Here is a 16090-nt window from a genome sequence, read left to right as displayed (position 1 = left end):
CCATGCTCTGATCGATCCGGCGAACTGAATAACGGGAGTGAGGCGAGCCATGGCCGACGACGTCAAGACTTTGGAGCAACGTCGCCTGGAACTGTTACGTTTGCGCATCGCCGAACGCGGTCTGGCGGCGCGGGAGTCGGTCGAACTGGTGCGGATCTGTCCGGGAGAACGTTATCGGCTGTCGCCCGGCCAGCGCCGGATGTGGTTTCTACAGGCCATGGACCCAAGCGACGTTACGCTCAACATCTGCGTCGCCTACCGGCTGACGGGCGCTCTGGAAGAGGCGCGCTTACACGCAGCCCTCAATGAGGTCGTTGCCCGGCACGCCGTTTTGCGTACCACCTACGCGGTGGATAGCGAGGGTGAACCTTATCAAGTATTTTCCGATGACGTTGAGATCGGTTGGCGAACAGTTGATTTGACCCATCTCTCAGAGGCCGAGCGCGAGCGCCAGATCCAGGCGTTGGCGCGAGATGAGTTCGGCCGGCCATTTGACCTCACCGAGGATCGTCCGTTGCGGACAACCCTGATCCGCTCCGGCGCGGACGAATTCGTGCTGATCCTGGTCGTCCACCACATTTGTTGGGATGACGACTCCTGGGCTGTTTTCTTCGGTGAGCTGAGCGCTGCCTATAACGGTCATCAACTGAACGGCCACGCGCCGCAATTCGTTTCGGTCGCGGTGCTTGGGAACGAGGCGGAACCCACCAGTGCCGACATCGGCTACTGGACGGACACTTTGCGGCCGGCACCGGAACCGCTGGAGCTTCCCGGTGTGGGTGCTGCGCAGCCGTCCAGGCAGGCCGAACGTCGAACTCGCGCCCTTCCCGACGACATGTTCGGCAGGGTCGAGGATTTTGCCCGAAACCGTTCCGCTTCACCGTTTATGGTGTTGTTGGCGGCCTTTGGCGTGCTGCTGCGCCGCTATACCGGCGCAGCAGATTTTCTGATCTCCGTGCCGGTCACCGGACGCGGCGGCCCGGCCGAGGGGGCGATCGGGTACTTCGGCAACACGCTATTGCTGCGGATCGTGGCTCGACCGCACGACACGTTCACCTCGTTCGTCGACTCGGTACGCGAAACCTGTTTTGCCGGGTTCGCCCATCAGTCCGTCGGCATCGATCGAGTGGTGCGCGAAGCCAACCCGGAACGGGCTATAGGGCACGATGGCATGGACCAGCTGGTCCGCTTGGGTTTCAGCATGCGCAACAGCGCAAGTGGATTGATACTGGACGGTGTCACGGTAGGACAACTCGAATTGGGCGCGGTAGCCGCCCAGCTTCCGTTGGCCTTGACGGTTGTGCTCGACCCAAAGGGAGTATCGGTCGAGCTCGAGCACCAGACCGACGTGTTGAGCTCGGCACTCGTTGATCAGATGCTGACCCATTATCTGCAGCTGTTGAACAACGCCCTGGCCGAACCCGAACGTCGCCTCACCAAATTGGACTTGCTCGGCGCCGGCGAGCGGGAAGCCGTCCTGGCGCAGTCGCACGGGGAAGTTGTCGCCACGCCGGCCACCACGATGGTCGCGATGCTTGAAACAGCCGCGGCCGTCGCTCCCGACGCGGTCGCGCTCGTTTCCGACGCGGGTGAAGTGACCTATGCCGACCTGCATGCTCGCGCGAATCGTTTGGCGCGCTGGCTTATCGGACGAGGCTTCGGTGCGGAGGACGTCATCGGGCTGCGCATGACCACGTCGATAGAGTTCATCGTCGCGCTGCTCGCCGTGCTGAAAGCCGGTGCGGCCTACCTGCCGATCGACCCCGCCTATCCCGACGACCGCATCCAATACCTCGTCACGGATGCCCGACCCCAGACGGTTATCGGGCGGCGGGAACTCGACCCCGCCGAAGATGCCGCCGCACAGTTGTCGGACGCCGTGCTCACCGATGCCGACCGGCTACGTCCGTTGCGTCCCGACCACTTGGCTTACGTCATCTACACGTCCGGTTCCACCGGGCGGCCCAAGGGCGTGGCTGTCTCGCACCGCGCGATCGCCGAGCACGTGGATGGTTTCATTGCCGAGTGGAGCGTGACCGGAGAAGACCGGTGGCTGCAATCGTCGTCGGTGAGCTTCGATGCTTCACTGGCAGACATCTTCATCCCGTTGTCGCTTGGCGCACAGCTGATCGTGCCCAGGCCCGAGGCCTTCGGGGACATCGATTACGTTGCCGAGCTGATCAATCGCCGCGGCGTCACCGTGCTGCACATGGTGCCCTCCATGCTGAGCACCCTGCTGATGCTGCCGCAGGCCAGCCAATGGCGGCAGTTGCGTCATGTGCCGGTGGGCGGAGAAGCGCTTCCCACTGAGGTGGCCGACAAATTCGCCAGCTACTTCGACGCGGAGCTACGCAATCACTATGGCCCGACCGAGGCCGTCGTGTGCTCGACACACAAGCGGGTCGCGGGGTCGCAGGGCGCGCGTGTGGTGCCGATCGGCGTGCCGAACCGCAACGTCTACGCCTATGTGCTCGACGAGCAGTTGCAACCGGTGCCCGCGGAGGTCGTCGGTGAGCTGTACCTCGGTGGCATTCAGTTGGCGCGTGGGTATCTCGGTCGTCCCGGGCTGACCGCGCAGCGATTCATCGCCGACCCTTTCAATCCCGGCATGAGGCTGTATCGATCCGGAGACCTGGTCCGCCGCAACATCTCTGGCGACCTGGAATTCGTCGGCCGAGCCGACGAGCAGGTCAAGATTCGTGGCTTCCGCATCGAGCTCGGTGAGGTCGAGTCCGTGATCACAGCGCATCCAGCGGTGCGGCACTGCCTCGTATCCGTGGAAGACACCGAGGCTGGGCCCATGCTGGCCGCGTACCTGGTGCCAGCGGCTGATGAGCACCTCTCCGCCGACTCAGATCTCGATGAGATACGCGCACATGCCGCCTCGGCGCTGCCTGAATACATGGTGCCCAGCGCATTTGCGGTTATCCATGAGATCCCGCTGACTGTGAGCGGCAAACTGGACAAACGGGCACTGCCCGCACCTACGCCTATCGCCGTGCGCCGCTACCGTGAGCCGGCGACCGAGACCGAGCGCCGGATGTGCTCGATTTTCGCCGAGCTGTTCGGCTGGGAGCGTGTGGGTGCTGACGACTCATTCTTCGGGCTGGGTGGCCATTCCCTGCTGGCGGCTCGGCTGGTCGCGCAGATCCGTGCCGAATTCGGCATAGAGCTGACCGTTCGCGCCGTGTTCGATACGCCCACCCCGGCCGGATTGGCGGCTGCGCTGGTCGAGCAGTTCCGTGCCGAGTTCGATATCGACCTTGACGCGATGGACGCCGAGGACACTTTCGACGACGCAACGACGGCGTCGCAATCGAGCCGCCCAGAACTCGTCGAATCTGTTCGCCCGGAGCGGCTCCCGTTGTCCTACTCGCAGCTCGCCGCGTGGTTCCAGTATCGGATGGAAGGGGCGGGGGACGGCTTTAACATGCCCTTTGCGCTTCGGTTCGACGGTCCCCTGGACATCGTCGCCCTCACCGAGGCGGTCAACGACGTCGTTAAGCGCCACGAGGCCCTGCGCACGAACTTCGATGAGCACGAAGGCGTTCCGTATCAAATCGTGCACCCGAGCTTGCAGTTGGAACTAAAAGTCCGGAAGGTCACCCCGGACGGCTTCGATGACGCGGTGGCGCAGCTGCGCCGGCACGTGTTTACGCCCGAGTCGGGGCCGTTGATTACGGTCACCCTGTTGGCGCTGGGCACGGATACGCATGTGCTATTGGTGGTCGTTCACCACATCGTCAGCGATCACGCCTCTCTGGGGATCTTCTTTGACGACCTCGTCACCGCCTACCGCGCGCGGCACCAAGGGCAGGCGCCGCAGTGGACCACATCGCCGATCCAGTTCGTGGACTACGCACTGTGGCAACGAGATGCATTCGCTTCCCTATGGGGACAGGCTGAGCTGGCGTATTGGCGTGACGCCCTCGCTGGGTTGCCCGACGAGGTCTCGGTTGCCCACGATTATTCCCGCCCGCCGGCGCTCGGAAAGCGTGGGGAGGTGGTGACTTTCACCGTGCCCGCCACCCGCCGGGCGTCCTTGACACAGCTTGCCGAGCAAAATGTCGCCAGCGAGTTCATGGTTTACCAGGCCGCCCTGGCGGTAGTGCTGCACAAGCTCGGCGGAGGGACGGACATTCCGCTCGGCAGTCCGGTCGCGTCCCGTGTCGAACCGATCACGGCTAATCTGATCGGCTTGTTCGCCAACGTGGTGGTGCTGCGCGACGATCTGTCCGGTGATCCAAGCCTGCGCACCATGCTCACCCGTAGCCGCCACACGGTGCTCGACGCATTCGCACACCAAGAGCTGCCCATCGAACGTCTGGTTGAGGCTCTCAACCCACCGCGCTCGCGGTCCCGAAACCCGCTGTTTCAGAACATGATCCACTTTCGCGGAGAGGACTGGGCGCTGATACCGCGCCCTCTCACCGAGACCGGCGGCACCACGGTCGTACCGCTTCCGATGGACTTCGAGGTCTCACTACTGGATCTGGACGTGGGCATGAGCGTGACGCCGGGCGGTGAACTCGACGTGCGCGTCGTCGCCAATGCCGATCTCTACGAACCTGCGACGGTTGCCCTTATCGCCGCCGCTCTGAACGCAGCACTCGATGCGTTCGCGACGGCGCCGGACCGTCCAGTGTCCAGCGTGGAGTTGCTTCCCACGGATGATTTGGAGAAACTTTTCGCCCCGCCGGCCCCGCCCATCGCTGCGCCATCGAAACCGGCCACCGCAGGCTCGGTGGAAACCGAGCGGATCCTCATCACCTTGCTGGAGGAATTGCTCGACGTCACCGGTCTCGATCGCGACGACAACTTCTTCGCGCTCGGCGGTGACAGCATCATCTCCATTAAATGGTCGGCGCAGGCCACCGCGCAGGGACTGGCCTTCACGCCGGGAATGGTGTTCGAGTACATGACCATCGGCGAGCTGGCCGCGGCGGTCGACGCGGCAGCGGGTGAGCCGGCGGCCGAGGCGGATTCGCCGCCGAAGCAGGAATATACGCCGATGAGCGCGTCGGGCCTGACCCCCGATGCGTTGGCGCAACTCAACGCATCCTGGCTCAACCAGTCGTGACGGCACCCGTGAGGTATTTGTGACCACAGCTCCGCCGCAGATCGAGGACGTGCTCGCTCTCAGCCCTTTGCAGGAAGGGCTGTTTGCGTTATACCGATTGGCGCAGGACAGTATCGACCTTTACAGCATGCAGTTCGTCGTCGATGTCGACGGACCAGTCGATCTCGAGCTGCTCCGCCGCAGCGCTCAAGCCATGCTGGTCCGACACCCGAATCTGCGCGCCGCCTTCTGGGATCGTGATGTACCGAAGCCCGTGCAGATCGTGCCCACGCAGGCCGAGCTGCCCTGGTCCGAACGGTTCGCACCGCCAACGGAATTCGATGCCATCGCACGATCGGAGCGGCGCCGCCCGTTCGATCTGAGTCGTGGACCGGCATTGCGGGTTGTGCTGCTTGGCACTCCCGGCGAGACCAGGCGCCGGATGATTTTCACCGCCCACCATATTCTGGTCGATGGCTGGTCCCTCGCCGTGTTCTTCACCGAGATGCTCACCGTGTATCGGGCGGGAGGATCGACCGACGGGCTACCGACCGCGCGCCCGTACCGTGACTACATCGTCTGGCTCGCCCAGCAGGACAGGGCGGCCGCGGCCGCCCAGTGGATGACGTATCTGCAGGGTGTGTCCGGCCCGCTCATGGTGGCAGACGGGACCGTCGCCGCGGGCGAGGGCGTGCCGGAAAAGACCGAATTGCTGTTGCCTGCGGCCGATACGGTGCGGCTGCGACAGTGGGCGGGTCGCAACGGTCTTACCCTCAACACCGCGGTGCTATTCGCGTGGGCGGTTGTGCTCAGCAGGCTCACCGACCGTCGCGATGTCGTTTTCGGCACCATCGTGTCCGGCCGGCCGGAAAACCTGCCCGGCGTGGAAACCATGGTCGGACTGTTCATCAACGCCGTGCCGGTGGTGCACCAGGTGAGCACCGCCGACTCGGTGGTGGAGCAATGCGCCCGGTTGCAGCGCGAGTCATCGGCGATGCGCGACATCGGTTATCTCAGCCTGTCGGAAATCCAGCGTGAGCATGGCCGGGGAACCCTCTTTGATTCGCTATTCGTCTTCGAGAACGCACCGATCGAGGACGCTATCCGGACGGTGATCACACCAGACGGAGCCCGGTTCAGTCCGGCAGAGATGGAGAGTCTCACGCACTACCCGTTGACTGTGGTCTCGCACATGCGAGACGACGCGCTGTTGGTACTGGTCGAGGCGATTCCCGAGGCACTTTCGCATCTTCGGCCCTCCCAGATCGGCGAGCGCTTGCTCGCCGTGCTGCGTCAACTCCCCGATATTGGCGACGACACGCCCGATGCACTGGATATTCTCACCACGGCGGAGCGCGCCGAGTTCGAAGGACTTGCGACGCGGCCGCTGCCCACTTCGGAGAGCACTTCGGTGTGGGAGACGTTCGAGCGGCAGGTCCACGACACACCGCATGCCGTCGCCCTGACTACCGGCGGTGGTGAGTGCTATACCTATGCCGAACTACACGCGCACGCTTGCCGGCTCGCGGGGGAGTTGGCGGAGCAGGGCATAGGACCGGAAAAAGTCGTTGCGCTGGTGCTGCCGCGCTCGACCCGATCCATCGTCGCCATCCTGGCGGTGCTCGCCGCCGGTGGCGCCTATCTGCCGGTCGATATCACGTTGCCGAACGCGCGTATCGAATCTATTTTGCGGCAAGCAAATCCGGTACTTGCCATCGCCGAAGCCGGCTACACGGAGTTGGTAAGCGGCCGGGTCGCCACAGTGGTTATCGACGATCGCGCTGCCGCCGAGCGCATCTCGCAACGCGCAGCCGCCACGCCGGCGGTTCGCCGTCACCTCGAGCACAGCGCGTATGTCATCTTCACCTCGGGCTCGACCGGTGAACCCAAGGGCGTCATCGGCACCAATGCGGCTTTACTCAGCTATTTCGCTGACCACCGCGACCGTGTCTACCGGGCGGCTTCGGCGCGCCTGGGCCGCCCGCTGCGGATCGCCCACGCCTGGTCCCTGAGCTTTGACGCCTCGTGGCAGCCCATGGTCGGCCTGCTCGACGGGCATGCAATCCACCTGTTCGACGCCGAGGAGATGCGCGACGCAGATCGGCTCGTGAAAGGGATGGCCGCCAACCAGATCGACATGATCGACACCACCCCGTCGATGTTTCTCCAACTGCGTGCCGCGGGACTTTTGGACCACTCTCTTTCGGTGCTGGCCCTCGGCGGTGAAGCAATCGATACCGCGCTGTGGGAGCAATTGCGCGCTCCGTCGCCAACTTCTAAAACGGCCGTCTACAACTGCTATGGCCCCACCGAAACGACGGTCGAAGCGGTGGTGGCACCGGTCACGGAATATCAAAAGCCGACGATCGGCACCGCAAACGCTGGAACCGTCGGTTACGTCCTAGATTCGGCGTTGCGGATGGTGCCGGACGGTGTGGTGGGCGAGCTCTATCTGTCCGGGGCGCAGCTGGCCCGTGGCTATGTCGGCAGGTCTGCGATGACCGCGGCTCGCTTCGTGGCGGACCCGCTGCGTCCCGGTCAACGCATGTACCGCACCGGTGACCTGGTACGTCGCCTGCCGCACGGCGGATACTCCTATGTGGGACGCTGCGACTGCCAGGTCAAGATACGTGGCTACCGCGTGGAGATCGGCGAGATCGAGGCGGCCCTGCGTGGCCAGCCACAGATACACGATGCCGCGGTTACCGTTCTGCGTCGCGACAGTGGCACAAGCCTCGTGGGTTTTGTTGTGTGGCAGGAGGATATGGCTGCCGACCTGGTGCGGTTGCGTGCCGCGCTCGCTGAACGGCTGCCGCCTTACATGGTTCCCGCCCGAATCGTGGCGATGCCTCAGCTGCCGGTGAACGCGAACGGCAAGCTGGATGGTGGTGCATTGGACCGGCTTGCCGAGGATGCGCTCTTGCGTGTCACTGAAGGCGGGGCGGCATCGGCGTCCACCGACACCGAACGATCACTGTGCAAAATATTCGAAGAACAATTTAACGGCGTAGTGCCGCACATCGACGATGACTTCTTCTCACTTGGGTTAGACAGCATTGTGGCGATCTCGGTGGTCCATAAGGCACGGCGGCGCGGTCTCACATTGAGTCCACGGATGGTGTTCAGCGCTCCGACAATTCGCCAACTCGCTGCTGCTGTCGATGCGGCGCCGGAATCCGATGCGGCCGTCGAAAACATCGAATACGGTGAGATCCCGCCGCTGCCGATGGTGTCCTGGCTCTACGAGTACGGAAACTACCGCCGATTCACCCATACCGTGTTACTGCGATTGCCGTCTGAAATCGACTGTCTATCAATCGAGACGATGCTGCAACTGTTACTCGACGGGCACGACACTCTGCGATCGATTCTGATCGAGACCGCTGAGGGGCCACGCCTGGTTACCCGCGAACCCGGCGTGGTCCGTGCCGCTGACGTGCTCACGCGTGTTGAGCTACCGAAATCGTCCGCCGCGGAATTCAATGCGGTCTTGACACATTCGGCGCGTAAGGTCACCGACGAGATCGATCCCCACTCAGGTGCCATGGTGCGCGCCGTTTGGTTGTCCAGCGCCGGGCAAGGCGAGATGCTGCTGATCACCGCGCATCACCTGGCGGTCGACGTGGTTTCCTGGCACATCATGCTCGGGGATCTCGCGGAGGCGTGGCGCTCGGTGACATCGGGTGCAACGCCGAAAACGATGCCCGAGTTCACTTCTTACCGCCGCTGGTCGGAGCTGATGTGGCAGCGGGCCGCTACGGCCGAAGTGCAAAGCCAGCGCGGTTACTGGACAGCGCAGGTTCACGGGCCCGATCCTGCGCTGGGTAGGCGGCACCCTGATCCGACGCGTGACACGTGGTCGACTCTGCGGGTCACACGGGCACTCACACCGATCGACGTCACTGAGCGCGTGCTCACAGCGCTCACCAGAGATGAGGGCATGGACGAATTCTTGCTGGCCGCGCTCACGATGGCCGTCGCGAGTTGGCGGCGTACTCGTGAACAAAACTTTGCGGCAGGCACGCTCGTCACGATGGAGAGCCATGGGCGCGCGGACGCTATTTTGGGGACCGACACCACCAACACGGTCGGTTGGTTTACGACTGCCTACCCGGTACGGCTCGGAGTGGGTGCATCAGGTGTCGACGCCGAGCAGGCAGAATGTGATCCGGCAGCGGCCCGAGCGCTATTAGATTCCGTGGCTGACCATTTGAGGATGGTCCCGAATGAAGGTCTGGACTATGGACTGCTTCGTTATGTGGACCACGTTCCAGAACTGCAGGATTCTGTCGAACCTCAGATCATGTTCAGCTACTTGGGCCGCCTCGACCTCGCCGGTGGAACGGATCAGCCCTGGTCCTTAATTGCCGGCGACCAAGTCGACGCATTGCCCGTCGACCCTGAGCCAGATCTGCCACTGCGTTTTGCGCTGTACCTCGCCGTGGCGATACGGGGAACACCGGAGGGTCCGCAACTGACGGCTAACTGGCTCTGGAGCGATGCCCTGTTCGGGCACTCCGATATCGAACGACTGACGCAATTCTGGCAGCGCGGCATAGCCGCGCTCGCAGCCGGATTGACTAAAAGCCCCGCATAGAAAGCTGGCGCCCGAACTACCCACCGTCCCGGTCAGCGACCGCACCGCACCGCACCGCATCGCACCGACGGTTGGCGTGCACGCCAATTTCTTTGGGCTCGGCGACGATTCAATGCCGGCTGCCCCGACTCGCGCGCTCTGGCCGTCATTGCACCCCACTGCCTCGACGTCGCAGCATTGACCAACGAGCAGATTCTCGCCGAGGGCTAGTTCGGGGCGGGCGACCCGACGATGATACTGCCGACGCTGCACTCCTGTAGTTCATCGACACCGGTGGCCGCGACGAAAGCGGCGGTATCACCGAAGCCTTGCGCGCACGCGCCGAGGCCCATCGCGGTCGCGGCCAGGTAGATCGTCTGCATGAGGACGCCGACATCTTTGAGGATGGCGGCATAGGCGATCTGCTCGTAGGTCCACATGATGCGACCGCAACGTGCAGCCATGACGACGAGCACTTGCGGCTCGGCACCTCCGGTGAGAGTTGCTGCGGCCGGTTTCAACAGCTGGGACACGGCCTTCGAATCTGGTCCAGCGACAGGGCGTAGCACATGGTCGAACGAGTCGTAGTGGTACATTCCCGGCGCGAGTCCGGCGACATTGCGCACCACAGGGTAGAGCTCCAGCTCATACAGACTGCCACCAGAAGGGTACGGGCGTGACACGAGTTCCTCGCCGTCGGCGACGAGTTCGGTTCTCCGCGTTCGCGCTGTGCGGTAGAGCAGTTCGGCCAACTGCCCAACAGTAATCGGGCGGGCGTCATCGAATGTCCTTGTGGAAACTCGGTCTTCGAGGACGGCCGTCAAAGTCGGGTCCTGCATTCGTATGGCCGCCAGATCGGGAACCTGAAGGGCAATAGGCTCACCCGGATAATTTGTCCTGCGCGCGGGCGGCTGCGGGAATCGACCCTTCGCCCACTTGGTCGGGCCGAAACGCTCCCAGGTGACGGTGCGTTGACCCAGCGTGCTGCGGCGGTGAAACCACAGATCCGGTGCGCTCCAGCTGAGAGCATCGAACCTGCCGTCTTCGTCGCCGAGGTGGGTGAGGATGCCACACCAGTGCAGATCCTCGATGAACCGCGAGGTGACGGCGCTCGGCATGCCTGAGGCGTCTGCTGCGGGCCCGTCGAGTAGGACAAGCAGGCGTGAGTCGTGGATGCGCACATCACACCATGCCAGCGGATGCTCAAGGACGAAGCCCTCTGAGTCTCGGTGCAGTACAGCAAATTTCGATAGCGCGAAGGAACGCGGCGACATCGGCGCCGGCCGTGTCGCGGGCCGCCCGAACGGCAGGATGGAGTAAAAATCGTTCTTTTCGTCGCGGACCGTGACCGTCAGCCAACCGCTCGTGGCGAGCTGATCAATCAGCGTGCCGACACCGCTTTCGTTCGTCGGCGTGAGTATCTCCGACAGCGTTGCCGGCCCGAGATTCAGCGTTTTGAGTGCCTGTAGCTGGCCAGGGGTCAATTGGGTCAGCTTCTCGCTGCGCGGAGGATTCAGCAGCACCGCTCCAGCGGGCGTGACCAAGCAGGTGACACCGGAACGGAACGCGAATCTCGTTTGGCCGGGGTATGTGACGTCGGGCAATCCGCTAACCCTTCCGCTTCCCTATTTGATCCACCATGTCGACTCCCTCAGCGTAAGCGAGGCACAGTTCATGCGGGCCAGCAGTTCCGCGGGCTACATCAGCGATCTGGGGAGCATTTCCCAGACGGCACCGGCTGCGATTCCGAGCCCCAGACTAAGGCCCGCCGCCACTATCGCGGTCCGTGCGGACCATTTCTCCGCCGTGACGACGCTGTCTCTCATGCCTTCGGCGGGCCGCTGGAATGACGGGATGATCCAGCGCAGATAGTAGAAGAGACTAACCACGGAGTTGACGAAGACAACCACGGCGAGCCATGCCTGGCTACCGTCCCACGCCGCCGTCGCCGTGGTGAGCTTGCCGATGAAGACCGCCGTCGGCGGAGTTCCGACCAGGCCGAGCAGCGCGACCACCAGCGCACCGGCCAGCCAGGGCCGAACGTAAGCCAGACCCCGGTAGGAGTCGAGGTGGCGCCGGGCCGGCAGCGCTGTGCTCACAGCGAATGCCGCGCTGTTGGTGAGCGTGTAGCCGGCGAGATAGAAGAGCAACGACGGGAGCGCGAGGTCGCTGCGGCCCGCCACGGCGATCGGAACGAGCAGGTAGCCGACCTGGCTGATCGTCGACCAGCCCAGTAGTCGTCGGGGGTCGTGCTGCCAGTAGGCGGCGAGGTTGCCCAGCGTCATGCTGGCGACGGCGATCACCGCGACCAGTAACGGCCAGGCCGTCTTTCCGGGCAGCACGTCGACCAGGCGGTAGAGCGCGAGCAGCGCCCCGACCTTCGGCACGGTGGTCAAGAACATGGCGGCGGTGCCGTTCGCGCCTTCTGCCGCATCCGGAATCCAGAAGTGCGCGGGCACGCCGCCGGCTTCGAACATCAGGCCCGCGACGACACCGAGCAGTCCTGCGGCGATGGCACCACCTGGTGCGCTGCCAAGACCGGCCGCCAGGTCGCCGTAGCGGGTGGTGCCGGAAGCCCCGTAGAGCACGGTCACGCCGAGCATCAGGACGATCCCGAATAATGCGCCGATCAGGTAGGCCTTCATCGTCGCCTCGGCGCCCTTCGCGGAGCGCACCAGCCCGATCAGCCCATAGAGCGGAATGCCGGCCAGCAGATATCCGGTTATCAGCACGAGCAGATCGTCGGCTCCGGCCAGGACCATAACTCCGGCGGTGCAAAACAGCAGCAGTGCGTACGTTTCGCTTTCGCGGACCGAGCCGGCGATTTCACCGGCGGCCACCGCGAGCACCAACAGCGTCCCGACCATGACCACGATCCGCGCCACGCCCGTGGCGGTGTCGGCGGCGAAGGTGCCGTCAAAAGCGGTCCGATCCGGACCGGCCATCCCGACCACCGCGACGGCGATGGCACCGCACAGCGCGGCGGCGGCGACTCCCCGGGCCCACCACTGCCGGCGCCGGGCCAGGAACGATCCGCTGATCAGCACCACGAGCCCGCCGCCGAACACCAGCATCTCGGGCAGCATCAGCAGCGGCCGCATCCCCGTCTCCACGTCCGGCTACCGCCCGACCAGCCCGACGAGCGCGTGAGCGGCCGGTTCGATCAGATCGAGCAACGGCCGCGGAAACACGCCTATGGCGACGGATAAGGCGAGAAGCATTCCGACAGAACACGTTTCGGAATAACGGAGGTCGGCAAATCCCACCGAGTGTCCGCGCGTCTCGCCCGTGAAGATGCGCTGCAGCGCGAGCAGAAACAGCGCCGCGGTGACCAGAATGCCGGGCAGCGCGACGGCGGTGATCGGTGCGGCGGCGATACTGCCGGTGAAGATCTGGAATTCGGCGATGAAGCCGGAGAAGCCCGGCAAGCCCAGGGAGGCGAATGCGCCGACGGCAAAGAGCCAAGCCAGTTTCGGGGCCGGCCCGGCGAGCCCTCCGAAGGTGTTCATGTCGTATGTCCCAGCGCGCTCGTAAAACACGCCGGCGATCAAAAACAGCGCACCGGTGATCAAACCGTGGCTGACCATCTGGGTGACGGCGCCCGTGACCGCAACCCCGCGAGCCTGGGCGGTGTCACCCGCGATCAGCCCGGCCGCACCGACCGCGAGCACGATGTAGCCCATATGGTTGACCGACGTGTAGGCGACCATCCGCTTGAAGTCGTTTTGGGCCAACGCCACCAGCGCGCCGTAGAGCACCGACACCACGCCGACGACGATGATCACCCACGCCCACGCGCGCCAGGCCTGCGGCAGCATCGGCATTGCTATCCGCACGAACCCGTAGGCGCCCATCTTCAGCAGCACCCCGGCGAGCACCGCCGAGCCGACCGCGGGGGCATCGGTGTGCGCCGGCGGCAGCCAGGTATGGAACGGGACGGTGGGAGTCTTGACTGCCAGTCCCAGCAGGATCGCCGCGAGAACCAAGCCGCCGGCGACGGGGCTGCCGCCCAGAGGTGTGCTGGCGGCCAGGGTCACCATGTCGAACGTGTGCGGCTGGGCCGCGATATACAGGCCGATGAAACCGACGAGCAGCGCCAGCGAACCCAGGAAGGTGTAGAGGAAAAACTTCAGCGCCGACCGGCCGGCGTCGCCATGGCCCCAGCCCGCGATCACGAAATACATTGCCACGATGGATAAATCGAAGAAAACAAAGAACAGAATCAGGTCGGCGGACACGAACAGACCCAGGCTCACCGTCTGCAGGAACAAAAACAGCGCGGCCAGCGGTTTAGGCCGGTCGCGGCCGCGCAGGCTGTAGAGGGCACAGGCCAGAAAGATCACCGCCGTCATGACGACCAGCGGCAGCGATAGCCCGTCGACCCCTAGGTGGTAGCTGCTGTTGACCCCGGGTATCCATCGGGCCTTCTCCTCGAACGCCAATGCACCCGGCCGGGGCGTCCGATAGAGCGCCCACACCACCGCAGTCAGCGCCACATCGGCGGCTGTGACCGCAACCCAAATCCAGTTTGCCGCAGCACCGCCAAGCCGCGGCAGCGCCAGCAACACCAGGGCCGCCGCTAGCGGCAGGAAAACGATCACACTGAGCACGCTCACCTCGCTACGACCAGGACCACGACACCGAATGCCAGCACCACCACAGCCGCGAGGTAGTACTGGTGCAGCTGGCCGGTTTGCGGTCGGCGCGCCAATTCACCGAGCCGGCGCATCCAACCCGCGACCGCTTCCACCGCACCGTCGACCGCGCGAATGTCCGTGTGCGCCAAACGGTGCGCTGCCCGTAGCGAGTGGATGGCGGTTGCCTCCACGGCCCGGTCGAGCACCCGGTCGTCGAATCGCGCCAGGATGCGTGCGAGGCCGAATGTGGGCCGGACGACGAGGAGATGAGCGACCTGCTCCAGGCCGAGCCAGCCGCCTGCCCACCGGGGCTCGGGTACCCACCAGCGCGCCACCGCCGCGACGACGATGACCGCTAGCGCTGCCGAGCCTAGCAGCTCGAGCGCCGTCGCGGGTGGGCTCGCGGTGCCGCGCAGCGCCCGGGTAAGAGCCGAGCCGGCCGGCGGCAACGCCAACACTACCGCCGCTGCGGCGCCGACCGCGAGGACGACGATAGGGGCCTGCTGGAAGGCGTTGGGGCCGAGAGCGTCTCGCGTGACGCCGGGGCTGCTGTCGGCAGCTTTGGTGCGCCACAGCACGGTTAGGACCTTTCCGGCATAGGCCGCCGAGAGAGCCGACGCGGCCAATCCCACGGCGTAGAGGGCGGGGGAGTAGTGCAGGGCTGCGGTCAGCACCGTGTCTTTGGTCGCCCATAGCGACAGCGGCGCAACGCCGGCCAGAGCCAGGGCGCCGACGGTGGCCGACCAGCCCAGGAGCCGCCACCGTCGCGCGACCCCCCAAAGGTCGTCGAGCTGCTTGGTGCCCAGTACCGACAACCAGGCGCCGGCCGCAAGGAACAATCCGGCCTTGGTGAAGGCGTGGGCGATCAGCTGCGCGGCGCCGCCGCCGACGGCGCCCACACCCGCGGCCATCACCACGAATCCGAGCTGCGCTGCGGTCGAGGCCGCCAGCAGCTGTTTGAGATCACGCTGCGCCACCGCGACCGCGCCCAACAGCAGCGCAGTTCCCCCACCTATCCATGCCGCGGCCGGCGCGGCCCACCCGGTGGCCGCGAGCAGCGGCTGCGTCCGCAGCAGCAGATATGCGCCCATGGCGACCATCGCGGCCGAGTGCAGTAGCGCGCTGACCGCGCTGGGACCCTCCATGGCCCGGGACAGCCAGAACGAGAACGGCAGCTGCGCGGCCTTGCCGAGCGCCGCGAGCAGCACCCCGAACGCGATGACGTGCCGCCAGCCGCCGCTCGCGTCGGGCAGGTCGGCCAGCGCAAGCCCCGCGCCACCGGCCAGCGCAGCCGCCGCGGCCAGGTAGAGGCCGAGGTCGGCGGTGCGGGTGGTCAGGAAGGCGGTGAGCCCGGCCGACATTCGGTACTCGTCGCGCCACCTGAACCCGATCAGCGCGTACGACGCCGCCCCCATCACCTCCCACGCCAACAGCAGCGTCGGCAACGTCGTTGCCGACGCGGTTACGGCGACAGCCGAGGCGAATAACAGCATCAACCCGTGGAACCGGCCCGGCGCTTCCCGAATGTCCCCGGCGGCGAATACCAACACCAGCAGCGTCACCGCCGCCACCATCGGAACTACCACCGCGGCCAGCGCATCTATCCGTAACGCGAATTCCGTGCCGGCCATGAACGCCACGGCCAGTTCCGGGCGGGCAAAGCCCACGACGATCGACGACACCAGCATGACTGCCGCCGCGGTCACCGAGATCGCCGCGGCGTACCGCTCGAACCGGCGGCCCAGCAGTAACGTCGCGCCGGCCACGGCCGGCGCGAGGATCAGCAACCACAACCAAAGCTGCGCTGGTGTGCCCCCT

6 protein-coding genes are annotated in these 16090 nt (G+C 65.1%); 2 read left to right on the top strand and 4 right to left on the bottom strand.

All coding sequences use genetic code 11. The features are described 5' to 3' along the window. Window positions 1–49 precede the first annotated feature (49 nt). Together G6N26_RS05690 and G6N26_RS05685 are read left to right on the top strand one after the other, a co-directional pair. Entirely contained in the window at window positions 50–5080 is a 5031-nt protein-coding gene (locus G6N26_RS05690) for a non-ribosomal peptide synthetase (RefSeq protein WP_014711833.1), read from the top strand. A gap of 19 nt (window positions 5081–5099) precedes the next feature. Next, complete coding sequence (locus G6N26_RS05685; RefSeq protein ID WP_014711832.1) at window positions 5100–9656, top strand: non-ribosomal peptide synthetase; 4557 nt, start codon at window positions 5100–5102, stop codon at window positions 9654–9656. Between the two features lie 206 nt (window positions 9657–9862). On the opposite strand, the gene G6N26_RS05680 is transcribed toward G6N26_RS05685, so the two are convergent. The 4 genes from G6N26_RS05680 to G6N26_RS05665 all read right to left on the bottom strand — a co-directional run bounded on the left by G6N26_RS05680 (window position 9863) and on the right by G6N26_RS05665 (window position 16065). After that, window positions 9863–11239, bottom strand: a complete 1377-nt coding sequence (locus tag G6N26_RS05680; protein ID WP_020822733.1) for a SagB family peptide dehydrogenase — start codon at window positions 11237–11239, stop codon at window positions 9863–9865. 93 nt (window positions 11240–11332) lie between these two features. Beyond that, a complete protein-coding gene (locus tag G6N26_RS05675; protein WP_014711830.1) occupies window positions 11333–12736 on the bottom strand; it encodes an NADH-quinone oxidoreductase subunit N in 1404 nt (467 codons plus the stop codon). 18 nt (window positions 12737–12754) lie between these two features. Further along, window positions 12755–14245, bottom strand: a complete 1491-nt coding sequence (locus G6N26_RS05670; protein ID WP_014711829.1) for a complex I subunit 4 family protein — start codon at window positions 14243–14245, stop codon at window positions 12755–12757. Between the two features lie 2 nt (window positions 14246–14247). Further along, complete coding sequence (locus tag G6N26_RS05665; RefSeq protein ID WP_014711828.1) at window positions 14248–16065, bottom strand: proton-conducting transporter transmembrane domain-containing protein; 1818 nt, start codon at window positions 16063–16065, stop codon at window positions 14248–14250. Window positions 16066–16090 lie beyond the last annotated feature (25 nt).

The sequence above is a fragment of the Mycobacterium marseillense genome (assembly GCF_010731675.1).
In the GTDB taxonomy this organism is placed as follows: Bacteria; Actinomycetota; Actinomycetes; order Mycobacteriales; family Mycobacteriaceae; genus Mycobacterium; species Mycobacterium marseillense.
This window is presented reverse-complemented; position numbering and strand designations above follow the sequence as displayed.